The sequence below is a fragment of the Bradyrhizobium sp. AZCC 2262 genome, from assembly GCF_036924535.1.
Taxonomy (GTDB): Bacteria; Pseudomonadota; Alphaproteobacteria; order Rhizobiales; family Xanthobacteraceae; genus Bradyrhizobium.
Genome location: NZ_JAZHRT010000001.1, coordinates 39,307 through 63,101, shown reverse-complemented (window position 1 = coordinate 63,101; position 23,795 = coordinate 39,307). Strand labels below are relative to the sequence as shown.

Sequence of the window (23,795 nt, the reverse complement as noted above, 5' to 3'; positions counted from 1 at the left end):
TTTCACAAAACTGTCAGTCAACTGTAACAGCAGCTCCGCAAGACACAGCGCACCATCATTCACAGGAGATCCGCCATGCGCGTGTCATTGCTCTGCTCCGTCGCTTCAGTCTTTCTGGCCAGCGCTGCATTTGCGCAGGGCGAAGGCGAATTTCCCGCCACGCTGAAGGGCCACGCCGTTCTGCCGGCGCAGACCTTCATCGACGCCCCCACCGATGCGCCCGACGATCTCAAGACCGCGGGCAAATACACCACCGGCAAGCGCGTCGACGCGATCGGCAGCGTGATGGGCAAATCCTACGAGCGCCCCACCGGCGTATCGCTGCCATTCAAGGGCCAGCCACTGCAGGGCCATTCCGGCATCAAGGTGATGCCGGACGGTTCGTTCTGGGTGCTCACCGACAACGGCATGGGCTCGCGCTACAACTCGGCGGATTCGATGCTCTACCTCAACCGCCACAAGATTGACTGGGCGACCGGCAAGATCGACCGGCAGGAAACCATCTTCCTGCACGATCCCGACAAGAAGGTGCCGTTCCGCATCCTGCACGAGGACACGGCAAAACGTTATCTCACCGGCGCCGATTTCGACACCGAGGGTTTTCAGATCATCGGCGACACCTTCTGGATCGGCGACGAGTTCGGGCCCTATGTGCTGAAGGCCGACAGGATGGGCAAGATCCTGGCCGTGTTCGAAACCACCGCCGACGGCAAGCCGGTGCGCTCGCCCGACCATTGGTCGGTGCAGTCGCCGGCCGCACCCGGCGCGACCTACACCACGGTCAATCTGCGCCGCTCCAAGGGCTATGAAGGCTTTGCCGCGTCGAAGGACGGGAAATTCCTCTACGGCCTGCTCGAAGGTCCGTTGTGGGACGCCGAGAAGAAGGACTTTGAAAAGGTCGACGGCAAGGAAGCTTCGCGGATTCTCGAATTCGACGTCGCCGCGGAGAAGTTTACCGGCCGATACTGGCAATATGTATTCGAGCAGAACGGCAACGCCATCGGCGACTTCAACATGATCGACGCCACCAGCGGCCTGATCATCGAGCGCGACAATGGCGAGGGCACCGCGGACAAGGCCTGCCCGCAAGGCCAACGCGGCGAAAACTGCTTTTCGGATCTCGCCAAATTCAAGCGCGTCTACAAGGTCGAACTTTCCAACGCCAATGTCGGCAAGCCGGTGCGCAAGATCGCCTATATCGACCTGATGAAGATCAAGGACCCCGACAACAAGGCGCGCAAGCCGCTCAACGACGGCGTCCTGACCTTCCCGTTCTTCACCATCGAGAACGTCGACCGCGTCGACGAGACGCATATCATCGTCGGCAACGACAACAATTTGCCGTTCTCGTCGAGCCGCGATCCCAACAAGGCGGACGACAACGAGTTCGTGCTGCTGGAAGTCGGCGAGTTTCTGAAGGCGAAGTGACGTCGATTACCTCTCCCCGCCCTTCGCTCGACTCCCTCTCCCCGTAAGAACGGGGAGAGGGAGAAGCAGTCCGCGACTGGCCTTGCCGCACAAAAATTCGCTCGGAGTGCTAGCCCGCAGGCACCATCACGACGCCTTTGTCCTTGGGCCAGCGGACACGCCAGGCGAAGTTGATATCCCTCACCTCACCCGCTTTGGCCTCAAAAGCCCATTCCAGCACGCCACGCCTGTCACGCAGATTGGTCGCGGTCGGCGGGGTCGTAGACGGCAGCATTTCGACCTGGATGTCCTCGTTCTCGCTGACCGGCAACTGATCCTCGATCGCGATCCGGATCGGGAAATCGTGGCCGTTGCGGACCGTGGTCTTGAACGCGCGCTCGTCGGTCTTCGACGTCGTCACGATCAGGCCGGCCGATCCCTCGTTGCGTTTCACGACGGTGCGTTCGATCTTGATCTTGTCGTCGGCGCCGAATCCGAGTCGCACGGTTTCCTCCTTGCTGGCGGCGGCCATCTGGCCGCGGCCGACGAAGATGCCGTCGCGGTAGATCGCGACCCGTCCCGGCAGGAGCGGCGCGTCCTCGTTCTGCTTGAAGCTTGCTTCGAGGAACGCGGTCGGGTCCTTCACCGGCGCGGCGCGCACCGCGAGATCGGGGGCGATGGTCGCGGTGGAGACGCGCAGGCTCTTGGCGCCTTCGCTGGCACTGAGGCTGACGCGGCCCGGAATTTTGAACACCACCTGGAAGCCGCTGACATCGGCCGTGGCCTGCTGTTCGTCGGCGCGCTCGCGCACGTCAGCCACTCTGCCTGCCCCACCGCGCAGGAGCGGCTGGGCGACGCTTTCCATCGCCGCGCTCGCGGCCGGCGCCGGACGCGGCACTTGCGGATATTGCACGATCAGCGAACTGAGTTCGGGCGCGCTGCCGCCGCGCGCGGTGCGCACGGTGGAGACGCTGAGCGCGACGTTCGACCAGTCCTCGCCCGTGGCCTGGGTGATTTCAGCGCGGCGCACCAGTTCGAGCGCGGGCTTTCGGTCCTTCGCTCCGGTATCCAGACGGGCGTCATAGAGCGGCATCCAGCGCGCGTTGCGCACCGCATAGGTCACGCGCAGCGTCGCCTTGGTCGCAGCGGCCGCCGCGAGTTCGATCCGGACTTCCAGCTTGCTCGGCGGCTTCTGCGCCCGGTCTTGTTCCAGACGCGCGATTTCGCGGTCGAGTTCGCGCTGCTTGCGCTCGGCGTCGCGGATGGCAGCGTCAGCACTGGCGACTTCCTCGCCGACCGCGGCAAAGGCCGCGCGCCATTCGGCAATCGGCCGCGCCTCGCCTTTGTCGCCGATCCCGGCGGGAGAAGTATTCGCAAAACGCTCGGCGAATTTGCGCCGCGCCGTAGCGGCATCGATCGCGCCCTGCAGATTGACGCGCTCGTCCTTCAGCGCCTCGATGCGCTTGTCGAGTTCGGGCAGGTTGACCGGCGGCGCCGCGCGCGGCGGACGGGCGTCGATCGCGCCGATCGTGAGCTTTGTGTCCGCCTCGCCCTCGACCCGCAGCGATGACGGATCCAGCGTGAGCGGAAAATCCTTGAGAACGGCCGAATTCTCGCCCGCCGGCAGATCGAGCGAGATGATCCGCGTGACGCTGGCGCCGTCGGGATAGACGGTGACGGCATCAACCGCCGAACTGGCGGGGAGATCGGCCGCCCGCGCCCCACCCGCGGCGAGCGCCGTGAGCACGACAACACTCGTCGACAAAAACCTGTTCATAATCAATCGCATGGATACCCTCCTGAACCCTTCGCCGGATAGCGACGCCCACCACTCCCGGTGATGAGACGCGGCGAGGAAGGAACTGGTTCGATTGGGATTTCCATTTGACTTCGCCGCGGCGGGACCGCGGCGAAGGATAAGCAATCCCCTCTCTGAAGGGAAAAGAACGACGCGCGGTTAGAACACCAGCGCCTTGGCCTGCTTCACCTGAGGCAAGGCCTGCACCTTGACCAGCACGTCCGGCGGGACCGCCCCGTCGATCTCGACCAGCGCGATGGCGTCGCCGCCTTGCTTGGTGCGGCCGAGATGGAAGGTGGCGATGTTGATCTGGGCCGCGCCGAGCAGGCCGGCAAAGCTGCCGATGAAGCCGGGCTTGTCCTCGTTGGTGACATAGATCATCGACTTGCCGAATTCGGCGTCGACCCGGATGCCCTTGATGTCGACCAGCCGCGGCTTGCCGTCGTGATAGACGGTGCCGGACACCGAGCGTTCCTGCCGTTCCGTGGTGACGGTGACCGTGATCAGGCTTTCATAGTCGCTCTGCGCCGCGCGCACGATCTCATCGACCACCATGCCGCGCTCTTTCGCGACGACCGGCGCGGAAACCACATTGACGTCGCCCAGCATCGGCCGCAGCAGGCCCGACAGCACCGCCGAGGTGATCGCCTTGATCTTCATCTCGGCGACGTGGCCCTCATAGGTGATCTGAACCTTGAGAATTCCACTCTCGGTGAGCTGGCCCGCGAACGAGCCGAGCTTTTCCGCGAGTTCGATGAACGGCTTCAGTTTCGGCGCTTCCTCCGCCGTGATCGACGGAAAATTCACCGCGTTCGAGATCGCGCCGGTGAGCAGATAATCCGACATCTGCTCGGCGACCTGCAGCGCGACATTTTCCTGCGCTTCCGTGGTCGCGGCGCCGAGATGCGGCGTGCAGATCACGTTGGGATGGCCGAACAGCACGTTCTTGGTGGCGGGCTCCTCGACGAACACGTCGAAGGCGGCGCCCGCGACATGCTTGGAATTCAGCGCGTCGACCAGCGCCTGCTCGTCGACCAGGCCGCCGCGGGCACAGTTGATGATGCGGACGCCCTTCTTCATCTTGGCGATCGCCGCCGCGTCGATGATGTTCTTGGTCTTCTCGGTCAGCGGCGTGTGCAGCGTGATGAAATCGGCACGCTTCAGCAATTCGTCGAGCTCGACCTTTTCGACGCCAATATCCTTGGCGCGTTCCGGCGACAGGAACGGATCGAACGCAACCACCTTCATGCGCAGGCCGAGCGCGCGGTCGGCGGCGATCGAGCCGATGTTACCGCAGCCGACGACGCCGAGCGTCTTGCCGGTGATCTCGACGCCCATGAAGCGGTTCTTTTCCCACTTTCCGGCCTGAGTGGAGGCGTCGGCTTGCGGAATTTCGCGCGCCAGCGCCAGCATCAGCGTGATCGCATGCTCGGCGGTCGTGATCGAATTGCCGAACGGCGTGTTCATCACGATGATGCCCTTGGCGGTGGCCGCCGGTATCTCGACATTGTCGACGCCGATACCGGCGCGGCCGATCACTTTCAGCCTGGTGGCCTTGTCGATGATTTTTGCGGTGGCCTTGGTCGCGGAGCGGATCGCAAGCCCGTCGTAGTTGCCGATGATCTCGGCGAGCTTGTCCTTGTCCTTGCCGAGATTGGGCTGGAAGTCGACCTCGACGCCGCGATCTTTGAAGATCTGCACGGCGGCGGGAGAGAGCGCGTCGGAAATGAGAACTTTGGGTTTTGTCATTTGGGTGATCCTTTGGGAAATCGCTGTCGTCCTGGCCGAAGCGCCTCTTGGCGCGTAGAGCCGGGACCCATACTCCGTGCTGGTGGTTATGGGCTCGCGCTTCGCTTGGCCGCGACGACGGCTATAAGAGGACGAGCTAAGCCGCCTTCGGCAGCGCGGCCTTGGTCTCGGCGAACGCCCAGTCGATCCACTGCGTCAGCAGCGCGACGTCGGAGGCTTCCACGGTAGCGCCGCACCAGATCCGCAGGCCCGCCGGCGCATCGCGGTAATAGGCGAAATCGTAACCGGCGGCTTCCTTCTCTACCAGCGCGACCAGCTTCTTGGAAAACTCCGCCTGCGCGTCCGCGTTGAGCGAAGTGATCGCGGGATCTGTGAACTTCAGGCACACCGAGGTGTTGGAGCGGATCGCAGAATCCTTCGCCAGGAAATCGATCCACGGCGTCTTCGCCCTCCAGTCCGACAGCACCTTGGTGTTGGCGTCGGCGCGTGCGATCAGCGCCTTCAGGCCGCCGATCGATTTCGCCCAGTTCAGCGCATCGAGATAATCCTCGACGCACAGCATCGACGGCGTGTTGATCGTCTCGCCCTCGAAGATGCCCTGGTTGAGCTTGCCGCCCTTGGTCAGGCGGAAAATCTTCGGCAGCGGCCATGCCGGCTTGTAGGTCTCGAGCCGCTCCACCGCGCGCGGTGAGAGGATCAGCATGCCGTGCGCGGCCTCGCCGCCCAGCGCCTTCTGCCAGGAGAACGTCACCACATCGAGCTTTGCAAAGTCGAGCGGCTGCGCGAAAGCGGCCGACGTCGCGTCACAGATGGTGAGACCTTCGCGGGTCGCACTGATCCAGTCGGCATTGGGCACGCGCACGCCTGATGTCGTGCCGTTCCAGGTGAAGACGATGTCGGAGGCCGGATCAGCCTTGCTCAGGTCGGGGATCTCACCATAGCCGGCATGCAGCTTGGTGACGTCCTTCAGCTTCAATTCCTTGACGATATCGCTGACCCAGCCTTCGCCGAAGGATTCCCAGGCGATGGTAGTGACGGGCCGCGCGCCGAGCAGCGACCACAGCGCCATTTCGACCGCGCCGGTATCGGACGCCGGCACGATGCCGATCTTGTAATCGGCCGGCACTTCAAGCACCTCGCGCGTCAGTTCGATCGCGAGCTTGAGTTTTGCCTTTCCGACCTTCGCACGATGCGAGCGGCCGAGCGCTGCGTCCTTGAGATTTTGGGGGTTCCAGCCTGGGCGCTTGGCGCAGGGGCCGGAGGAAAAATGCGGCACGTTCGGCCGCGAAGCGGGCTTCGCCACGGTCATGATCTATCCTTCCAGATAGTAAGCCTCCCGTTGGGGGGAGGTGTCCCGCGGCGGTGATTAAGGGAATCGCGCCCGATCGTCAAGAAACTTCGGGTTCTTCACGCCTGATTGATGGCTGCTCGTCCGCGTCGAGCGCCGGCTCTTGCTGCAGGAGTTCGGCGGCATCGACCAGTTTGGTCGCCTCCCGCCGGCTCGAGACCTTCAGAATGCTGGTCTTTCCGGCCTGCACGACATATTCGCTTCCGATCCGGACAATCGAATATTTTTTCATCGGAAACCCCCAAGCTGCCCAAAGCCCCATGGGAGACGCTGACATAGCGGAGACGTTCCGCTCCGTAAAATCACGGACGCCCGCGTAGTTTATCGGTTGTTAACCGGATCGCACAGCGACGACTACCTCAGGCATTCGTCACAGATACGCTTCAACCGCAGGCGATCAAAACCGCACGGTCATGCCGACATGGCTGCGCGCAAAGCCCAGCCGCTCATAAAATCGCTGCGCATCGACGCGAGTGTGATGCGTCAGCAGTTCGACCACCTTGCATCCCTTGGCCCGCGCTTCGGCAACCGCCCACTGCACCAACTGCTCGCCGATGCCGCGGCTGCGGCAATGTTTGGCGACGCGGACATCTTCGATCAGGCCGCGCGAGGCGCCTTGCGAACTCAGTCCCGGCAGAATGCAGAGCTGCAGGCAGCCGACCACGGCGCCCTCGCCGTCCTCGGCGACGACAAGCTGGATGCCAGGGTCGCGGTCGACCGTCTCGAACGCCGTGAAATAGCATTGCGGCAACGAATCCTCGATCCGCTCACGAGGCCCGCCGAGCGGATCGTCCGCCAGCATGGCGACGATCGGACCGACATCCTCGCGGCGGGCACGGCGGATGGAAACCTCTGAGATGGCAGACATGATAATTCCCGGTGTAGTCAGCGCGCCGGTGGCAGGCCGAGGAATTTTTCGGTCGCGCCGATCCAGCGGCGCACCGCGGCGTAGCCGTCGAGGTGAAAGCCGCCTTCATGTGCGAGGCGCGTATAGGCCAGCAGCGAGACGTCGGCGAGCGAGACGGCATCGCCAACCAAAAACGGCGTCAGCGCAAGCTGGTGCTCCATCCGCGCCAGCGCCGCATAGCCGCGCTTGACCTTGTCGGGGTCGAGATCGGAGGCCGGCTTCTTCAGATAGAACATCTGGAAGCGGCAGACGGCGATGTAGGGCTCATGGCTGTACTGTTCCCAGAACAGCCACTCGTCCATCTTCCCTTCCGCGAACGCATCCTGCGGAATGAGACGAGAACCGCGCGCGAGATAGCGGATGATGGCGTTGGATTGCGCCAGCGCGCGGCCATCGTCGAGTTCGATCGTCGGCACCTGGCCGGCGCCGTTGAGCTTGAGGAACTCCGTGGTTCGCGTCTCGCCCTTGAGCGTGTCGACCGCGATCCAGGTGTAGGGCAGCGCGAGATGGTCGCACACCCACTTCACCTTGAGGCAATTGCCGGAATTGGTATCGCCGTAGACCTTCATGTGCCGCCACCCTCGTTAGGGCGACACTGCAACAGGCGGCGGCAGATCTGTCAACGGCGCCGGATCGGCGCCGCGACGGGATCAGAACTTGTAGCCGAGGCCGGCGCGGACCGTGTTGATGTTGGTGTCAACCTGGGATGTGAAGCGGATATACTCCCACTCCGCACGCATGAAGAGACCGCCGACCAGATTGACGTCGACGCCAAGGCCCGCCGTGTAACCGTAGATCAGATGATTGTGCACGGCATCCGTGGCGCTCAATGTTGCCAGCGGCGTGAAAGCTCCATTTATCGTGGGGCTGACAGCATCATAGACGGTGACCGAACGTGTGATGTCGGCTTTGCCGAGCGCGAATCCGCCGAACATGTAGGGCAGAAAGCAGCCCCACGCGTAAGCGGCGCGCGCACGGAAGGTCGCCATGTCCGAAATCGAAATTGATGCCGATGAATCGACGGCAACATCGTGGAAGAAGCCGTCGGACAACGACGAGCCGCTGACCAGTTCCTTGGTCGCGCGAGACGCTCCCCCGAACTTGCCGTGCACGTAACTTACTTCGAGGCCGATGACGACGTCGTCCCATTGCGAGTTGTATCCGGCGAAGGCGCCGAAGGCCGACGAGCGCGCCGATTGCCCTCCGAGGCCGAGATTCCATTGCGAAACCTGCATCTGCTGGATGACGTTATGGTCCAGCAAGGTGGCAAGCATGGTCTCATTCGAGCCGGCGAACTTTGCGTCGGACGAACCATAACCGGCCTGACCGCCGACATAGAAGCCCTGCCAATTGACCCGCGAGGCGCTCAGCCCTTCGGTGAAGCTGCCTCGGAGAAACGGCAAGTCCGGCATGTCAGCCGCCTGGGCGACACTCGCCGCTCCGCACATCACAGCCACCAGCAACAATCGACGCATCGCAACGCTCCATCAGACGCTCTGAACTTGCGTTGATCATCGCCTGTTAACCTTAACCAATCGTTCCCGCGGCATCCATTTGGCGAGATCTTGTCGGAAAACCGGCGAACATTTTCGTACAGCCCTGCATCCGCAATCGGCATGCGCCAAAACAAAACGGCGCGGGAAACACCCGCGCCGTTCGGCAATCGTTAACGAATGGAAGTCGCGATTAACCTTTGCGGATCAGCGGCGACGGCGCGTAGACCTGCGGGCTGGTCAGGTCCCAGCGCACGCCGAGCTTCAGGTCATGCGAAGTGATGTGCTTGAAGGTCGTCGGGTTGTTGATGTTGTTGGTGCCGTCGAACGCGCGAAGGTCGCCCGTCAGGCCATCGCCCATATCGAGATAGCGATAGGCGAGTTCGACGGTGAAGCTCGGCGTGACCCTGTAGGCGAGACCGGCATGGGCCGCCCAGGCAAAATTCCACTTCGCGACGTTGTCGCCGAAGGCGAGGCCCGCCAGCGCGGGGCCGGGCGGCGTGGGATTGCTGACGATGCCCTGATCGGTAAAGCCGTTGATCGCCACCCGCGCGCCGCCGACGCCGGCGCCGATGAACGGGGTGATGCACCACCAGGTGCCGAGATCGACATAGGCGTTGGCCATGACGACCCACTCGCTCTTGGTCGCGTGATAGGTGTCGGTGCCGACGCCGCCCACAAACGTGTTGCGGTCGGTGCCAAAGAACTGCGAGTTGCCGCGGTATTCACCGGTGACATCAGCGCGGAACCAGTTGTTGACCCTGTAACCCACGCCGAGGCCGAAGATGCCAGCGCTGTTGAAGTTGTTGGTCTGCACCGACGAGGTGAGTGTGGAGTCGAGCCTGTTGTTCAGACGATCGACACGCTGGCTGCTGAAGCCGATGTCGCCACGCAGATACCAGCCGCCGAAATCCTCAACCACCGGCGGAGCATAAGGCGGCGGCGCAATCGCCATGTCGGCAGCAAACGCCGCCTGGGACAACAAAGTGGCCGCACCGGCGGCAATGAAAGACTTAACGCTACGCATCGGGCTTCGTCCTTTTGTCCGGTGAGGCAGACTGCGAAAAAAGCCCCACTCCAAAAACTCACGGGCGGACGATGCCATTAAATGCTTAAGCGGCGCTTAACCCTAATTATTAAGGTTGACAAACTCTAACTGATTTCTCTGCAGGTGTTTCGCGACGCGGGAGTTGATGCATTCGCGCGCACAGAGAACGGTAGAAAACCGCCACACACCCTAACGATGGATTTCGCGCGCTATAGCGGTGTTAAGATTTTGTTGACGCAGCACCCCTCGCCCGCGGCACGCGTCAGCGCACGTGCTCAGCGCACAACAGGTTGAGGCATCTTCGGCAGGAACACCGCGAGCAATCCCAGCGCGGGCAGGAACGCGCAGATATGATAGACGTAAGCGATCCCGGTGTGATCGGCGAGCTTGCCGAGTACGGCTGCGCCAAGCCCCCCGATGCCGAAGGCGACGCCGAAGAACACGCCCGAGATCATCCCGAAGCGGTGCGGCATCAATTCCTGTGCGAACACGATGATCGAGGACGTCGCGGAGGAGAGGATGAGGCCGATGAACACGGTCAGCACCGCGCTTCCGACAAGGCCGGCATAGGGCAGCGCCAGCGTAAACGGCAGCGCGCCGAGGATCGAGAACCAGAGGACGTATTTGCGGCCATAGCGGTCACCGAGCGGCCCGCCGAAGAACGCCCCCGCCGCGTTGGAGGCAAGGAAGATGAAGAGATAGAGCTGGGCTGCCTGCGTCGACACCTGAAACCTGTCGATCAGGTAGAAGATGTAATAGCTCGACAGGCTCGACACGTAGAGCTGCTTTGAGAACAGCAGCGCCACCAGCACCGCGAGCGCGATTTTGACCCGTCGTGAATCCGGATGGTCCGGATGGCGCTCGACCGCCACGGATTTCTTGGTCGTAATCTGCGGCTTGTACCAGACGCCGATCCGCCACAGGATCACGATCGCCAGAAACGCGATCGATGAAAACCAGGCAATGCTCGGCTGACCGAACGGCACTACGATCAGCGCCGCGAGCACCGGCCCCATCGACGTGCCAAAACTGCCGCCGAGCTGAAACACCGATTGCGCAAAGCCGTAACGCCCGCCCGAAGCCAGCCGCGCGATCCGCGCCGACTCCGGATGGAACACCGCCGAGCCAAGCCCGACCAGCGCCGCCGCGATCAGGATGATGGGATAGAGGTGCGCGACGCTCAGCAGCAGCAATCCGAAGAAGGTAAAACCCATGCCGATAGCGAGCGAGAACGGCTGCGCCTTCTTGTCGGTGAAATGCCCGACGACGGGTTGCAGCAGCGACGCGGTAAACTGGAACGCCAGCGTGATCATGCCGATCTGCCCGTAGTCCAGCGCGTAAGCATCCTTCAGGATCGGATAGACCGAGGCGATCAGCGACTGCATGGTGTCGTTGAGGAAATGCGAGAAGCTGATGCCCGTCAGCACGACATAGGCCGGCCCCGCGACAGCCGCCTTGGCGGCGAAGCCTGGCGTCGCATCCAGCACGACCACCGGCGCGGTCGCTGTTTCCTCTGAGACGATGACAGGCTTGTTCAAGGCGCATTCCCGAAAAGAATCGCGGACAGGCAATGTCCCGTGTTCTACGGCCGCACCATCGTCGCGACCAGCATCAATAGCTTATGGCTGCGATGCGTTGTCGCAGCAGCGATCAGCGACTCCGTACCGTCGGAATAAAGCTGGCTTATGCCGCCGCGGCGTGGCCGAGCGCGGTGACGATCTGATCGACGACGTCCTCAACCAGGATGCGGTCGTCGCCCTCGCCCATCACGCGGATCACAGGCTCGGTGCCGGACGAACGGACCAGCAGCCGGCCGTGGCCGTTGAGACGGTTCTCGCCGTCCATGATCGCCGATTTCACCTCGGCATGGTCGAGCGGCTTGCCGGATCGGTAGCGCACGTTCTTCAGGATCTGCGGCAGCGGATCGAAACGGTGGCAGACTTCCGACACCGGACGGCGAAGTTTTTGCACCACGGCCAGCACCTGCAGCGCGGCGACGAAGCCGTCGCCTGTGGTGGCGTAGTCCGAGAGAATGATATGGCCCGAGGGTTCGCCGCCGAGATTGTAGCCCTGCGTCAGCATCTGCTCGAGCACGTAGCGGTCGCCGACCGGCGTACGCACCATGCCGAGGCCCTGCCCTTCGAGAAAACGCTCGAGCCCGAGATTGGACATCACGGTGGCGACGATGCCGGGCTTGGCGAGACGTCCGTCTTCCTTCCAGCTTTGCGCGATCACCGCGAGCAACTGGTCGCCATCGACCACATGGCCGCGCTCGTCGACCAGGATGACGCGATCGGCGTCGCCATCGAGCGCGATGCCGATATCGGCGCGCATCTCGCGCACCTTCTTCGCCAGCGCTTCCGGCGAGGTCGAGCCGCATTCCTTGTTGATGTTGAAACCGTCCGGTTCGACGCCCATCGCGATGACGTCGGCGCCCAATTCCCACAGCGCTTCCGGCACCACCTTGTAGGCCGCGCCGTGCGCGCAATCGATCACGACGCGCAAACCGTCGAGCGAGAGCTCGCGCGGCAGCGTGCGCTTGGCGAATTCGATGTAGCGGTCATGCACGCCGTCGATGCGGCGGGCGCGCCCGAGGCTGGCGCTTTGCGCGAGACGGCGGTCGATCGGCTCGTCGAGCAACTGCTCGATCTGCTTTTCGACGTCGTCGGACAATTTGAATCCCTGCGGACCAAACAGCTTGATGCCGTTGTCCTCGAACAGATTGTGCGAAGCTGAAATCATCACGCCGAGATCGGCGCGCATCGACTTGGTGAGCATCGCGACCGCCGGCGTCGGCATCGGGCCGAGCAGCAGCACATCCATGCCGACCGAGGTAAAGCCGGCCACCATCGCGTATTCGATCATGTAGCCGGAGAGCCGGGTGTCCTTGCCGATGACGACGCGGTGGCGGTGGTCGCCACGCTGGAACACCAGGCCGGCCGCCTGCCCCACCTTGAGCGCTAGCTCCGGCGTGATCAGACCATTGGCACGGCCCCGAATTCCGTCGGTACCGAAATATTTGCGGCTCATGTGACCCCCAGCCATTCCAGGGCTTCTTCAGGCCATCACGGCCACGAATCCCCGAACGCCCACCATCGTAGCGTCCAGCGGTTATAATCCCTCGGCCGCTAAAATGGCTTCAAAAAATATGATGAATCATTACCGCCGGACGCGGCCGCAATCAACGCATAAGCATTTGTAATAAATGGATATTTTACGGAAACGGCCGCGCCCGCCCTGGCGTGCTAGTTCCCTCGCTTGACGTGGCGGTCCCCCTTCGAGGGCGCTGGCTGGGTGACATTGACCGGGTCGGACCCCGGAAAGGTCTCTTTCAGGCCCTCCTCCAGGGCGTCGTCGAGCCGGCGCTTTTCCTCGCGATCGGCCAAGCCGGCATCGACTGGGGCAACTACGCGCGGTCCGGTCATGGGAATGTCCTCCCGTCGGGAATGGCGCCCAGGCGACACGATAAGCGATGCGATTCGGCAGATGCGATTTGGCTGACCATCCAACCATGCTAGATGACAACGCAGCGAAGAAGTTCAAGAAGGGCCGGGACGTCCATGAAGCACATCACCTGCATTGAGGATCTGCGCCAGTTGCACAAGCGCCGGGTTCCCAAGGCGTTTTTCGACTACGCCGACCGCGGCTCCTACACCGAGGACACGCTGCGCGCCAATTCCGAGGATCTTGCGCAGATCAAGTTCCGCCAGCGCATCCTGGTCGATGTCTCCAAGCGCGATCTCTCCACCAATATCCTCGGCGAGCCGGCCGCGATGCCGTTGATCCTGGCGCCTGTCGGCCTGCTCGGCATGCAGCATGGCGACGGCGAGATTCATGCCTGCCGCGCCGCGCAGGCCGCCGGCATTCCCTTCACCCAGAGCACGATGTCGATCTGTTCGATCGAGGACATCGCAGCCGCCGTCGACAAGCCGTTCTGGTTCCAGCTCTACGTGATGAAGGACCGCGGCTTCATCAAGTCGCTGATCGAGCGCGCGATCGCGGCCAAATGCTCGGCGCTGGTGCTGACCGTCGACCTGCAGGTGATCGGGCAGCGCCACCAGGACATCAAGAACGGCATGACGGTGCCGCCGGAATGGTCGCTGTCGAAACTGCTCGACTTCGCCAGCAAGCCGTCATGGGTTGCCGGCGTGCTGCGCGGCAAGCGCCGCAGCTTCGGCAACATCGTCGGCCACGTCAAAGGCACCGAGGACCTTACCAAGCTGTCGGAATGGACCGCGTCGCAGTTCGACACTTCGCTGAACTGGAAGGACATCGACTGGATCCGCTCGATCTGGCCGGGCAAGCTGATCCTGAAAGGCATTTTGGACGTCGAGGACGCCGAACTCGCCGCGAAAACCGGCGCGCAGGCGCTGGTCGTTTCCAACCATGGCGGCCGCCAGCTCGACGGCGCGCCGTCATCGATCGAGGTGCTGCCCGAGATCGTCGACACCGTCGGCTCGCAGATGGAAATCATGTTCGACGGCGGCATCCGCTCCGGCCAGGACGTGGTGCGCGCGCTCGCGCTCGGCGCCAAATCCTGCATGATCGGCCGCGCCTATGCCTATGGCTTAGGGGCCGGCGGACAGGCCGGCGTCACCAAGGCGCTCGACATCATCGCCAAGGAAATGCTCACCACCATGGGATTGTGCGGCGTCAATACGATCGCCGAGATCGACGATAACGTGCTGGCGGTGTGAATACAAAGCGCAGTCATTCCGGGGCGATGCGAAGCATCGAACCCGGAATCTCGAGATTCCCAGATGCGCAATTGCGCATCATAGTTCGCGCTTCGCGCGCCCCGGAATGACCCTACGGGTCACATCGGCGGTGTGATGCCGTCCCGCCCGACATTGACGCGATTGGCTTCCAGCGTGCCGTCGTCCTTCTTCGCCGCGCCGAAGATGATGATCTTGGCGCCCGGCTTCAGTTCGGACTTGTCGCCGGCGACGAAGGTGACGATCGGCGTACCCGGCGGCACCACGACTTTCTTTTCGCCGTCCTTGTACTTGACCAAAATGTTCTGGCCGTCGGTGCCCTTCACCGTCTGGGCGACGGTGGCGTTGGTCATGGTCGAGTTCGGCCGCTGATCCCAGGGCCGAAAGCCTTCGGCCGCGCCGCGCTGGTTCTCCGGGAAAATATGCACCGCGACCGCCTTCTGGGTGCCGTCCGGCTCCGGCATCGCGGTGACGCCGATGTAGGAACCTTCCTTGATCTCCGAGAGTTCGGTCTTGGCGACGCCGAACACCGCGACATTATCGGTGACCCGCACCTTCATGTCGGTGCCCTCGCGCGACTTGATCGACAGCATGGGTCCGTCGACCGCCTCGATGGTGCCGCGAATCCGGACCGTCGGCGGCTGCTGCGCCCACGCCACCGATCCAAGCAGGGTGACAAAGGTCAGCGAGGCCGCGAGCATCCGCGGCCAAGAAGAAGATTTCAGCATGGTATTCCTCCGAGGTGTAATTGGCGCCCAACTCAACGCAAACACCGCACGGGAGGTGCTATTCCAGGCGGTGACTTCACATCGGCGGGGTCAGCCCGTCGCGGCCGACGCTGACGCGGTTGGTCTCGAACGAGCCGTCCGGCAGCTTCTTCATGAAAGCGATCACCTTGGCGCCGGGTTTGAGGTCGGACTTGTCGGCGGGGACATAGGTCACGACCGGCGTCTCCGGGGAGACCACGACTTTCTTCTCGCCGTCCTTGTATTTGACCATCAAGGTGTGACCGTCATTGCCGACCACGGACTCCGCCACCGTGGCGTTGGTCATGGTGGAGTTGGGCCGCAGGTCATAGGGCCGCGAGCCCTCGCCGGTGCCGCGCATCGCTTCCGGAAACACATGCACCTCCACCGCATTCTGGCTGCCATCCGGTCCCGGCACAGTAGTGGTGCCGATGAAGGAACCGACCTTGATATCCGACAGCGAGATCTTGGTGATCCCCACGATCCTGAGATCGCCGGTCATATGCAGCCTGACGTCCTCGCCGCCCCGCGACTTCACGGCAAGCACGTCGCCATCGACGGCTTCGATGGTACCGCGAACGCGCGTCGGCGTGGGCGGCTGCTGGGCAATGGCGTAGATCGTGGAGCCGGCGACCATCGCGACTGCGACAAGCGGGCGAACGAACTGAAAGCGACGGGCGGTCATGCTGAAGTCTCCGGTGGCAGTGACGTAACCATTTGACCCCGGCATTTCAAAAAAATTCCGGCTCAAGTCTCCGCGATCAGCCGATCATGTATTTGTGAGATCGGCCTCGACCAGCACGCGAAGTTCCGCCGTCACCTCTGGGCGCTGCCCGAACCACAATTCGAAGCCGCGCACCGCCTGGTGCAGCAGCATGCCGAGCCCGTCGGCCGTCTTCAGCCCGCGGGCGCGGGCGGCGGTGAGCAATGGCGTGTCGAGCGGCACGTACACGAGATCGGCGACGACGGCGTGTGACGGCAACCGCCCGACATCGAGTTCGAGCGCCGGCTGGCCCTTCATGCCGAGCGAGGTCGTATTCACCAGCAGCCCGGTGCGCGGCAGCAGATCGCCGAGCGCGTCCCATGCCACGGGGACAACGCTCGCGCCGAATTCATCCGCCAGCGCGCGGGCGCGCTCGATGGTGCGGTTGGCGAGATGCACGCGCTTGATGCCGCGGTCGAGCAAACCGAACACCACCGCGTGCGCCGCACCGCCGGCGCCGAGCACCAGCGCGTCCTCGCAACCGTCCCAGCCGGGCGCGCTGGCGTCGAGATTGTTGATGAACCCTTCGACGTCGGTATTGGTCGAGCAGAGCTCGCCATTCTCGAACCACAGCGTATTGGCCGCGCCGACCGCACGCGCCCGCTCATCCGGCTTCGACAGCGCAAGCGCGCGCTCCTTGTGCGGCATGGTGACGTTGGCGCCGACAAAGCCGCGCAGCGACAGGCGGAAGATGAAATCCTTGAACTCGTCGGGCGGCACCGCCTCGATGACATAGCCGCCCGCGATGCCGAGCGTCCGCAGCCAGTAATGATGGATCAGCGGCGAGCGCGAATGCGCGGCCGGCCATCCGATCAGGCAGGCGGCGGGGGGTTTTGTTCCACTGGTCATGCCTGTCACATCAGGCAAGCGGCGGGCGCTGTCAATGACCATGGTCCGGAGACCAGATCATCGACATCTCATAAGCCGTCTCTCACGCCGCGACGCGGTGCGCGGCGATGATCTGGTCGGCGGCGCGGCCGGTGACTTCGGCCATGCGGTCGAACGCCCTCGTGAACCCGCCGGCGCCGGCGGTGGCCGACCGTAACTCCACGATCAGGTCGCCGATCTCCGCCTCCGGCATGGTGGCGCGGACGCAATCCCATCCGGGCCAGCCTTCGCGGGTATCGAAGCCCAGGATCTGGCCGCGCCGCGCCGACAGGATGGCGTTGATCTTCGCCGTCGCCTCCGTCGGGCAGACGATCTCCACCATGTGGATCGGCTCCAGCAGCACCGGCTGGCACTGCGGCAGCGCCTCACCCATACCGATCCGCGCCGCCGTGCGGAAGGCGAGGTCGGAGGAATCGACGCTGTGATAGGAGCCATCCGTCAGGGTGACATGAAGATCGATCACTGGAAAACCGAGCGGCCCGCGCACGAGGCTGTCGACCACGCCCTCCTCGACCGCGCCGATATAGTTGCGCGGCACGGCGCCACCGACCACCTTCTCGTGGAACTCGAAGCCGCTTCCGCGCGGCATCGGCTTGATCTCCAGCACCACGTCGCCGAACTGGCCATGGCCGCCGGACTGCTTCTTGTGACGGCCGCGCTGGGTAGCCGATTTGCGGATGGTCTCCTGATAACCGATCGCCGGCGGCTGCGATTTGACGTTGACGCCAAAACGGTCCTTGAGCCGCTCGAGCGCGACGCGCAGATGCATCTCGCCCTGCCCCCACAGCACGATGTCGTGGGTCTGCTGGTTCTGGATCATCGTCAGCGACGGATCCTCCTCGTTCAGCCGCAGCAGCGCCTGGCCGAGCTTGACGTCGTCCTTGCGGTCGGTCGCCGCAAGCGACAGCGCCAGCACCGGCGGCGTCGGCTCGACATGGACCAGCGCCGGCGGCGCGGTCTTGCCGCTCGACAGCGAGTCGCCGGTCTTGATCGCGTCGAGCTTGCCGAGCGCGATCGTGTCGCCGGCCTCCGCCGCGGGCCGCTTGGTATCGTGCCCGCCGCTCACCGCGAGAATACCGGAAACCCGCCCGGCCTCACCGGAGGAAGATTGCAGCGTCGCGCCGTCATCGAGATGCCCGGCGAGCAGCCGCACCAGCGACAGCTTGCCGCCGTGCTGCAGATGCAGGGTCTTGAACACGTAGGCCAGCGCTTCCTTTTGCGCGGATACGCCGAGCCGTTTCGCCGTCTCGGCAACGCCGGGCGCTTCATGCCGCAGCGCCTTCATCAGCCGCAGCACGCCGTTTTCGCGCGCCGCAGCACCGAGCAGCACCGGGCAGATCAGGCCTTCGCGCAATTCGCGGGCGAGGTCGTCGAACACCGCGTCGCGCGGCGGCTGGATGTCTTCCAGCAACTGCTCCATCAGCGCGTCGTCGTGGTCGGCGAGCTTTTCAAGCATCGAGAACCGCGCTTCCTTCTCGCGGTCGAGATTGCCGCCTTCGAGTGCTACGACCTCGGACGGCTTGTGTTCCCGGTAAACGAAGGCGCGCTCCAGCGCGAGGTCGACAAAGCCCTCGATCAAGTCGCCGTTCCAGATCGGAATCTGCCGCAGCACCAGCGGCACGCGCGAGGCCGGCTGCAGCGTCGCCAGCGTCTCGCGGATACGCTTGTTGGCGCGGTCGATCTTGTTCAGAAACAGAAAACGGGGAATGCCGAGATCCTCGAGCTCACGCAGGATGATCTGCAGTTGCGGCAGCTTCTTCTCGTCCGCCTCGCAGACCACGACCGCGGCATCGACCGCAGGCAGCGCGGCGCGCATGTCATGCGCGAACTCGATCGAGCCGGGACAATCGATAAAGGTGTAACTGTCGCCCATGAAGGTGGTGGTGGCGGCGGAAAGGCCTACCCCCATCTTGTGATGGCGCGCCTCGGGGCTGGCATCGCCTACGGAAGTTCCGGCATCGACGCTGCCGGCATTTTTAATGGCGCCCGTTCGCGCCAGTATGGCCTCTAGAAGTGTGGTCTTACCGCTTTGGAAAGGGCCCACCAGCGCGATGCACCGTGGACCACGGGGACTTCTGACGTCTTGTCCCATTGCCGCCTCCTTACTTTTGGAGCTCGGCCCGTGATTGGGTCGGCGACCTCTGATGCTCCGCCTGTCCTGAGGTTTTGGCAAGCGGGAAAAATTCGCTGCAGTGCATACAGTCGTATATGTCGACGTCCACCTCGGCACGCCGGTATTAGGTATGCTTTTGGGTCCGCTCACCGCCTTCCCGGTCTGGAACTCAACTGGATCCCGCTCAGCCGGTCGCCGTACCCGATCCGTCCGAACGCGGATCGAGCATGGTTAGCAGCGCGACGGCGAAGCGCTCGATATCGACGCGCCCGTCCCAGGCAAGCTGCAGCGAAATGCCTTGCAGGACCGCGACCATGACGCGGGCGGCCGAAGGCGGATCGAGATGCGACGGCCAACGCCCCTGTCGTTGCGCCTCTGCGATCATCGGCGCCAACACGTCCACGGCCTGCGAAACCCCCGCAAGCGCTTCGCGCTTCAATCGCGGATTGGAAAGGCTCTCCGCCCAAAGCTGCACGGCCAGATGGCGCCATCGCCTTTCCTTAGGCGTGCGCAATTCGAGCACGAAGCCTTCGACGAGACGTCGCAGGCCGGTGTCGATGTCAGGCGCGGCCAGCGCGAATTCCATGCGCCGGCGTTCCATCGCGTGGCGTTCGGCAGCGATCGCCATCGCGATCTCGGTCTTGCCTTTGAAATAGCCGTAGATCGCGCCGGGACTAAGCCCTGACTCCTCGACGATGTCCTGCACGGTTGCCGCATGAAAGCCTTCGCGCGCAAAGCATGTCAGCGCGGCATCGAGGATGCGCCCGCGCTGCTCGTTGGCGCGCGCCGCCGATATCCTAGGCATCGCCGACTTCCGCAAGCACCGTGTGATAGAAGCTGTAGCCCTGCATGTTGCGGCCGGCTTGTCCCATCACCCGCTCCCGGTATTGATCGGCGCCGAGATCGCTCACCAGCCTCAGCCCGCGCTCGCGCAGGAAGTCCGGCAATTCGTTCGGCAGCAAGCCGAACCGCCAGGGTTCGCCCGAGCCGTCGACCTTGGCGATGACCTTGTCCGCGCCATCGAACGCGACGCTGCCGTCGATCGCGCCCTCATGAACATAGGTGAAGATGAACCGGCTGCGCGGCGCGAGCCGGCCCGCCCAGCGTATCACGCCGCACACCGCCTCGCCGGTCAGATACTGGCTGACGCCTTCCCACACGACGATCGTGCGCCGTGCCGGATCGAAGCCGGCATCGCGCAGACGCTGTTCGAAATCATCGATCTCGAAATCGACGGCGACAAAGCTCACCCGGTTCAGATCGGCTCCGGCAGCCTGCAGCCGCTCTTGTTTCACCTTTGCCGTTGCGGGGTGATCCACTTCAAAAACCCTGACGGCATCGAGCGCGGCAAGCCGCCAGGCCCGCGTATCAAAACCCGCACCGAGCAACACGACCTGCTCGGCCTGTCCGGTCGATTCCTCGATCCAGTCGTCGATCAGCCGCGTGCGGGCGATGCCGGAGGTGCGCGCGCCCGGCCATCGCCCGTCAATGTAGCGGTTGAGCATTTCGCCTACGGGACGGACCGCGAGCAGTTTGGCTGGCAGCCGCAAGCTTCCCGGCAACAGCGCGACGGCCAGCGGATCGGTAAACACGCGTCGTCCGGCACCCTTCGCATGCTCCGACGCCCGGAACATGGCCATGTATTCGGCGGTCCGGCTTGGCTGATGCTGCAGCATTTCGCGACCTCCTCAAAAAGAACGTTTATTCTTTTTAAGACCAAGCGCAGTCGCGGGTCAAGACGTCCCATGGCGAAAATGAAGTGCGGTTAACTAGCGCCCCGGCCGCAGTTCCAGACTTTCCAGTCCGGCAGCAACGCTGACCCCGACCTGCCCCTGCACGCTCAGCGGCTGCAACGCGATCGAATTCTCGGAGCCGCCGACCAGCACGTTGCCGCCGACACCGACGCCGAGCGTCGCGCTGCCCTGCGCGCCGACATAGTCGCCGGAAAGGCCGGCCGCCCCCAGCCGCGCCACGGGCGCGAACACGCCCCAGGCCAGCGCCGATTCCTGGGTGATGCCGAGATCGAGCCCGACTTTCCGGATGGTGGCGATGTAGCGGTCTTCCGGCATGCCCTCGGCGCGCAGCACGCAGCCGAGATTGGTGACGGAGCCGACGACGAAACCGACACTGGCGCCGCCGCGGCACTCCAGCACGCCCACCTGCACGCGCTGCACCTGCTGCGCATGGGCGCCGCTGATGGAGGTAGCCAGCACGAAGAGAGCGGCAAGGATGATGGAGCGACGCATGAAGTAATCTCCGGCTGAAAAAGTGATGCGAGCAGAGAATCAAGAATGGCGCCGTGCCCGCGGCGCTTTCCGTTCTATGCCACAACATCTGGGGCCGTGCCAGAATTTGCCGCCGGGGGTGCGCCGCGTCCTGAAACGAAAAAGGCCCGCTTGCGCGGGCCTTTTCCTTAACGTGTCATTCTCAGCTGCGGCGGTGATGCCCGCGATGGTGGTGCCGGCGCGGACCGTTGCCGTAGAACGGCTGCAGCTCGAGACCGGCGATACCGGCGGCGACATTCAGCCCGGTCTGGCCTTGCACGCTAAGCGGCTGCAGCGCGTAGGCGTTGGACGGACCGCCGACCAGGAAGTTGCCGCCGCCGCCGACGCCGATCGATGCATTGGCGCCGACGCCGCCATAGCTGCCGGCGAGTTCGCCGCGCCCGAGCCGGCTGTTCGGCGCATTCACGGCCCAGGAAAGCTGGGTCTGCGCGGTGACGCCGAGGTCAAGACCGATGCGCTGCACCTTGGCGATGTAGGGTTCGGGCCGGCGGCCTTCGCTCTGAAACACGCATTCGAGGCTGGTCACCGAACCGACCACGAAGCCGACATTCTGGCCGCCCTGGCATTGCAGGATGCCGGCGCGAACCGGCGGCGCCGCGCCGGCGGTCGCGATCGGCGCGAGCAGCGAAAGCGTGGCGAGTGTCAATGTCAGGAGTCGCATGTGTCCCAGTCTCCGCATCATGTTGATGAACAAATTTAGCGGAGCGGACAGGATGGAAACGCCGTGTCGAAAACATGGCGCTTCCGTAAAAAACATGGCGCTTCGATCAGAAGCGATCAAAACATCGTGCACGCGTGATGTGATTAGAAACGTCTTTTTTCTGACGCGTTTCTTGACGCGGGCCGAAACCCATCCCGCATCAACATGCGGGACAGGCTTGGGACTCGAAAATGCTTATCGCAAATTGCCGCAGAAGCGCTGGATGCGCTTGCAGGCGTCTTCGAGGTCGGAGGTTTTGGTCGCGTAGGAAATCCGGAATGCCGGGCCGAGACCGAACGCAGACCCCTGCACGACGGCGACGCCTTCGCTCTCCAGAAGCTCGGTGACGAAATCCTCGTCGTTGGCGATCACCTTGCCGGACGGCGAAGTCTTGCCGATGGTGCCGGCGCAGGACGGATAGACATAGAATGCGCCCTCGGGCCGCGGGCATTCGATGCCCTTGGCCTGATTCAGCATCGACACCACGAGGTCGCGCCGCTCCTTGAACACCTTGTTGTGCACGGGGATGAAGTCCTGCGGACCGTTCAGCGCTTCCACCGAAGCCCACTGCGCGATCGACGACGGGTTCGAGGTCGACTGCGACTGGATCGTCTGCATCGCCTTGATCAGGTCGGCGGGGCCGCCGGCATAGCCGATGCGCCAGCCGGTCATGCAATAGGCCTTCGACACGCCGTTCACCGTGAGCGTGCGTTCGTACAGTTTCGGTTCGACCTGCGCCGGCGTTGCGAACTGGAAGTCGTCATAGACCAGGTGCTCATACATGTCGTCCGTCATCACCCAGACATGCGGATGCTTCACCAGCACGTCGGTGATCGCCTTCAACTCGGCGCGGGTGTAGGCGGCGCCGGTCGGGTTCGACGGCGAGCACAGGATGATCCACTTGGTCTTCGGCGTGATCGCCTTTTCCAGATCGTCGGGGCGCAGCTTGAAGCCGCTCGACGCCGGGCACACCACGGCGACCGGCTCGCCGCCGGCCAGCGCCACCATCTCGGGATAGCTGACCCAGTACGGCGCCGGGATGATGACCTCATCGCCGGGGTTAAGCGTCGCCATCAGCGCATTGTAGAGCACCTGCTTGCCGCCGGTGCCGACGATGATCTGGTTCGGCTTGTAGGTGAGGCCGTTCTCGCGCTGGAATTTGGCAATGATGGCTTCCTTCAGCTCGGGAATGCCGCCGACATCGGTGTACTTGGTCTTGCCGGCCTCGATGGCACGGATTGCCGCCAGCTTGATGTTGGCGGGCGTGTCGAAATCCGGCTCGCCGGCGCCGAGGCCAATGACGTTGCGCCCCGCCGCTTTCAGCGCGCGCGCTTTATCCGTGACCGCGATCGTCGCGGACGGCTTCACACGGGCGAGCGAGGCGGACAGGAAGGGCATCATCATCTCCTGGCAAACGTCGTGACCTCTGGAATTCACGACTCTTTTTGATGGGAACGCCGCACCCTAAGGCGCTGCGCGCTGCATCGCAAGAAGCTTGGCCGGATACGGGTCAAACTTTAGGGAACGCCGCGCGAGCTCGGTACGGTCGGAGCAATATCGGCGCAATATTCGCAAAGTTCCGTGCCGGATTGACTCATATCTGACAAGGGATCGCCGAGGCTGAAGTTTTGACAGGGACCGCGATGGCGAGCGCGGCTGTTGGCCCCGGGGCCGCTGTCCTGCACGGCCGCCGCGGGAGGCCGCCAGGGCATCCGGTTCTCCACCACGCAAGTGGCGCATGGCACGGCGCTCGCCTCTTCGCGGCCAATGTGGATTCAACGCCAGGGTGTCTCGTCAGCGATTCGGATTCCCTTCCGCTCACGCCGGAAGCGGAC

The 23,795-nt window shown here is 63.7% G+C and carries 22 protein-coding genes; 2 read left to right on the top strand and 20 right to left on the bottom strand.

Annotated features, from left to right (window positions below):
* The first annotated feature begins 75 nt into the window (after positions 1 to 75).
* Positions 76 to 1,428, top strand: coding sequence for an esterase-like activity of phytase family protein (locus V1283_RS00355; protein WP_334384478.1), 1,353 nt, complete (start codon positions 76 to 78; stop codon positions 1,426 to 1,428).
* A 109-nt stretch (positions 1,429 to 1,537) separates the two neighbouring features.
* On the opposite strand, the gene V1283_RS00350 is transcribed toward V1283_RS00355, so the two are convergent.
* The 11 genes from V1283_RS00350 to V1283_RS00300 all read right to left on the bottom strand — a co-directional run bounded on the left by V1283_RS00350 (position 1,538) and on the right by V1283_RS00300 (position 13,175).
* Entirely contained in the window at positions 1,538 to 3,196 is a 1,659-nt protein-coding gene (locus V1283_RS00350; RefSeq protein WP_334384477.1) for a mucoidy inhibitor MuiA family protein, read from the bottom strand.
* Between the two features lie 168 nt (positions 3,197 to 3,364).
* Entirely contained in the window at positions 3,365 to 4,954 is a 1,590-nt protein-coding gene (gene serA / locus V1283_RS00345; RefSeq protein WP_334384476.1) for a phosphoglycerate dehydrogenase, read from the bottom strand.
* 136 nt (positions 4,955 to 5,090) lie between these two features.
* Positions 5,091 to 6,263: a phosphoserine transaminase gene (locus tag V1283_RS00340; RefSeq protein ID WP_334384475.1), complete on the bottom strand. Its 1,173-nt coding sequence runs from the start codon at positions 6,261 to 6,263 to the stop codon at positions 5,091 to 5,093.
* 79 nt (positions 6,264 to 6,342) lie between these two features.
* On the bottom strand, positions 6,343 to 6,534 hold the full coding sequence (locus V1283_RS00335; RefSeq protein ID WP_334384474.1) for a hypothetical protein: 192 nt from the start codon (positions 6,532 to 6,534) through the stop codon (positions 6,343 to 6,345).
* 165 nt (positions 6,535 to 6,699) lie between these two features.
* Positions 6,700 to 7,170, bottom strand: coding sequence for a GNAT family N-acetyltransferase (locus V1283_RS00330; protein ID WP_334384473.1), 471 nt, complete (start codon positions 7,168 to 7,170; stop codon positions 6,700 to 6,702).
* A gap of 17 nt (positions 7,171 to 7,187) precedes the next feature.
* A complete protein-coding gene (locus V1283_RS00325; RefSeq protein ID WP_334384472.1) occupies positions 7,188 to 7,778 on the bottom strand; it encodes a glutathione S-transferase family protein in 591 nt (196 codons plus the stop codon).
* A gap of 81 nt (positions 7,779 to 7,859) precedes the next feature.
* Positions 7,860 to 8,684, bottom strand: a complete 825-nt coding sequence (locus V1283_RS00320) for an outer membrane protein (RefSeq protein WP_334384471.1) — start codon at positions 8,682 to 8,684, stop codon at positions 7,860 to 7,862.
* 211 nt (positions 8,685 to 8,895) lie between these two features.
* Entirely contained in the window at positions 8,896 to 9,729 is an 834-nt protein-coding gene (locus V1283_RS00315) for an outer membrane protein (protein ID WP_334384470.1), read from the bottom strand.
* 296 nt (positions 9,730 to 10,025) lie between these two features.
* On the bottom strand, positions 10,026 to 11,288 hold the full coding sequence (locus V1283_RS00310) for an MFS transporter (RefSeq protein WP_334384469.1): 1,263 nt from the start codon (positions 11,286 to 11,288) through the stop codon (positions 10,026 to 10,028).
* Between the two features lie 145 nt (positions 11,289 to 11,433).
* Positions 11,434 to 12,780, bottom strand: coding sequence for a phosphoglucosamine mutase (glmM, locus tag V1283_RS00305; protein WP_334392914.1), 1,347 nt, complete (start codon positions 12,778 to 12,780; stop codon positions 11,434 to 11,436).
* A gap of 215 nt (positions 12,781 to 12,995) precedes the next feature.
* Complete coding sequence (locus V1283_RS00300) at positions 12,996 to 13,175, bottom strand: hypothetical protein (RefSeq protein WP_334384468.1); 180 nt, start codon at positions 13,173 to 13,175, stop codon at positions 12,996 to 12,998.
* Positions 13,176 to 13,310: 135 nt separating this feature from the next.
* On the opposite strand from V1283_RS00300, the gene V1283_RS00295 reads away from it, so the two are divergent.
* Positions 13,311 to 14,447: an alpha-hydroxy acid oxidase gene (locus V1283_RS00295; RefSeq protein WP_334384467.1), complete on the top strand. Its 1,137-nt coding sequence runs from the start codon at positions 13,311 to 13,313 to the stop codon at positions 14,445 to 14,447.
* Between the two features lie 119 nt (positions 14,448 to 14,566).
* Here V1283_RS00295 and V1283_RS00290 read toward each other — a convergent pair whose 3' ends face one another.
* The 9 genes from V1283_RS00290 to V1283_RS00250 form a co-directional block, all read right to left on the bottom strand.
* A complete protein-coding gene (locus tag V1283_RS00290; protein WP_334392913.1) occupies positions 14,567 to 15,166 on the bottom strand; it encodes a hypothetical protein in 600 nt (199 codons plus the stop codon).
* Between the two features lie 103 nt (positions 15,167 to 15,269).
* Positions 15,270 to 15,848, bottom strand: a complete 579-nt coding sequence (locus V1283_RS00285) for a hypothetical protein (RefSeq protein ID WP_442895832.1) — start codon at positions 15,846 to 15,848, stop codon at positions 15,270 to 15,272.
* Between the two features lie 132 nt (positions 15,849 to 15,980).
* Positions 15,981 to 16,823, bottom strand: a complete 843-nt coding sequence (locus tag V1283_RS00280) for a shikimate dehydrogenase (protein WP_334384465.1) — start codon at positions 16,821 to 16,823, stop codon at positions 15,981 to 15,983.
* A gap of 82 nt (positions 16,824 to 16,905) precedes the next feature.
* Positions 16,906 to 18,954 (bottom strand): elongation factor G, encoded by a 2,049-nt coding sequence (locus tag V1283_RS00275; RefSeq protein WP_334384464.1) that lies wholly within the window; start codon positions 18,952 to 18,954, stop codon positions 16,906 to 16,908.
* Positions 18,955 to 19,159: 205 nt separating this feature from the next.
* The gene (locus V1283_RS00270; RefSeq protein WP_334384463.1) at positions 19,160 to 19,780 is read right to left on the bottom strand and encodes a TetR/AcrR family transcriptional regulator; all 621 of its coding nucleotides are present in this window, start codon (positions 19,778 to 19,780) and stop codon (positions 19,160 to 19,162) included.
* Complete coding sequence (locus V1283_RS00265) at positions 19,773 to 20,651, bottom strand: class I SAM-dependent methyltransferase (RefSeq protein ID WP_334384462.1); 879 nt, start codon at positions 20,649 to 20,651, stop codon at positions 19,773 to 19,775. The genes V1283_RS00270 and V1283_RS00265 overlap by 8 nt, the downstream gene beginning before the upstream one ends.
* 93 nt (positions 20,652 to 20,744) lie before the next feature.
* The gene (locus V1283_RS00260) at positions 20,745 to 21,221 is read right to left on the bottom strand and encodes a DUF992 domain-containing protein (protein ID WP_334384461.1); all 477 of its coding nucleotides are present in this window, start codon (positions 21,219 to 21,221) and stop codon (positions 20,745 to 20,747) included.
* A 181-nt stretch (positions 21,222 to 21,402) separates the two neighbouring features.
* Positions 21,403 to 21,921: a DUF992 domain-containing protein gene (locus V1283_RS00255; RefSeq protein ID WP_334384460.1), complete on the bottom strand. Its 519-nt coding sequence runs from the start codon at positions 21,919 to 21,921 to the stop codon at positions 21,403 to 21,405.
* 234 nt (positions 21,922 to 22,155) lie between these two features.
* On the bottom strand, positions 22,156 to 23,358 hold the full coding sequence (locus V1283_RS00250; RefSeq protein WP_334384459.1) for a pyridoxal phosphate-dependent aminotransferase: 1,203 nt from the start codon (positions 23,356 to 23,358) through the stop codon (positions 22,156 to 22,158).
* Between the last annotated feature and the right edge of the window lie 437 nt (positions 23,359 to 23,795).

Excerpts from the sequence above, each read along its gene's own strand:
- V1283_RS00335 (WP_334384474.1), bottom strand. The coding sequence starts at position 6,534 with ATGAAAAAATATTCGATTGTCCGGATCGGAAGCGAATATGTCGTGCAG.
- V1283_RS00295 (WP_334384467.1), top strand. The coding sequence starts at position 13,311 with ATGAAGCACATCACCTGCATTGAGGATCTGCGCCAGTTGCACAAGCGC.
- V1283_RS00300 (WP_334384468.1), bottom strand. The coding sequence starts at position 13,175 with ATGACCGGACCGCGCGTAGTTGCCCCAGTCGATGCCGGCTTGGCCGAT.
- V1283_RS00355 (WP_334384478.1), top strand. The coding sequence starts at position 76 with ATGCGCGTGTCATTGCTCTGCTCCGTCGCTTCAGTCTTTCTGGCCAGC.
- V1283_RS00260 (WP_334384461.1), bottom strand. The coding sequence starts at position 21,221 with ATGCGTCGCTCCATCATCCTTGCCGCTCTCTTCGTGCTGGCTACCTCC.
- serA (WP_334384476.1), bottom strand. The coding sequence starts at position 4,954 with ATGACAAAACCCAAAGTTCTCATTTCCGACGCGCTCTCTCCCGCCGCC.
- glmM (WP_334392914.1), bottom strand. The coding sequence starts at position 12,780 with ATGAGCCGCAAATATTTCGGTACCGACGGAATTCGGGGCCGTGCCAAT.
- V1283_RS00330 (WP_334384473.1), bottom strand. The coding sequence starts at position 7,170 with ATGTCTGCCATCTCAGAGGTTTCCATCCGCCGTGCCCGCCGCGAGGAT.
- V1283_RS00265 (WP_334384462.1), bottom strand. The coding sequence starts at position 20,651 with ATGCTGCAGCATCAGCCAAGCCGGACCGCCGAATACATGGCCATGTTC.
- V1283_RS00320 (WP_334384471.1), bottom strand. The coding sequence starts at position 8,684 with ATGCGTCGATTGTTGCTGGTGGCTGTGATGTGCGGAGCGGCGAGTGTC.
- V1283_RS00315 (WP_334384470.1), bottom strand. The coding sequence starts at position 9,729 with ATGCGTAGCGTTAAGTCTTTCATTGCCGCCGGTGCGGCCACTTTGTTG.
- V1283_RS00255 (WP_334384460.1), bottom strand. The coding sequence starts at position 21,921 with ATGCGACTCCTGACATTGACACTCGCCACGCTTTCGCTGCTCGCGCCG.
- V1283_RS00325 (WP_334384472.1), bottom strand. The coding sequence starts at position 7,778 with ATGAAGGTCTACGGCGATACCAATTCCGGCAATTGCCTCAAGGTGAAG.
- V1283_RS00275 (WP_334384464.1), bottom strand. The coding sequence starts at position 18,954 with ATGGGACAAGACGTCAGAAGTCCCCGTGGTCCACGGTGCATCGCGCTG.
- V1283_RS00280 (WP_334384465.1), bottom strand. The coding sequence starts at position 16,823 with ATGACCAGTGGAACAAAACCCCCCGCCGCCTGCCTGATCGGATGGCCG.
- V1283_RS00250 (WP_334384459.1), bottom strand. The coding sequence starts at position 23,358 with ATGCCCTTCCTGTCCGCCTCGCTCGCCCGTGTGAAGCCGTCCGCGACG.
- V1283_RS00270 (WP_334384463.1), bottom strand. The coding sequence starts at position 19,780 with ATGCCTAGGATATCGGCGGCGCGCGCCAACGAGCAGCGCGGGCGCATC.
- V1283_RS00290 (WP_334392913.1), bottom strand. The coding sequence starts at position 15,166 with ATGCTCGCGGCCTCGCTGACCTTTGTCACCCTGCTTGGATCGGTGGCG.
- V1283_RS00350 (WP_334384477.1), bottom strand. The coding sequence starts at position 3,196 with ATGCGATTGATTATGAACAGGTTTTTGTCGACGAGTGTTGTCGTGCTC.
- V1283_RS00340 (WP_334384475.1), bottom strand. The coding sequence starts at position 6,263 with ATGACCGTGGCGAAGCCCGCTTCGCGGCCGAACGTGCCGCATTTTTCC.
- V1283_RS00285 (WP_442895832.1), bottom strand. The coding sequence starts at position 15,848 with ATGGTCGCCGGCTCCACGATCTACGCCATTGCCCAGCAGCCGCCCACG.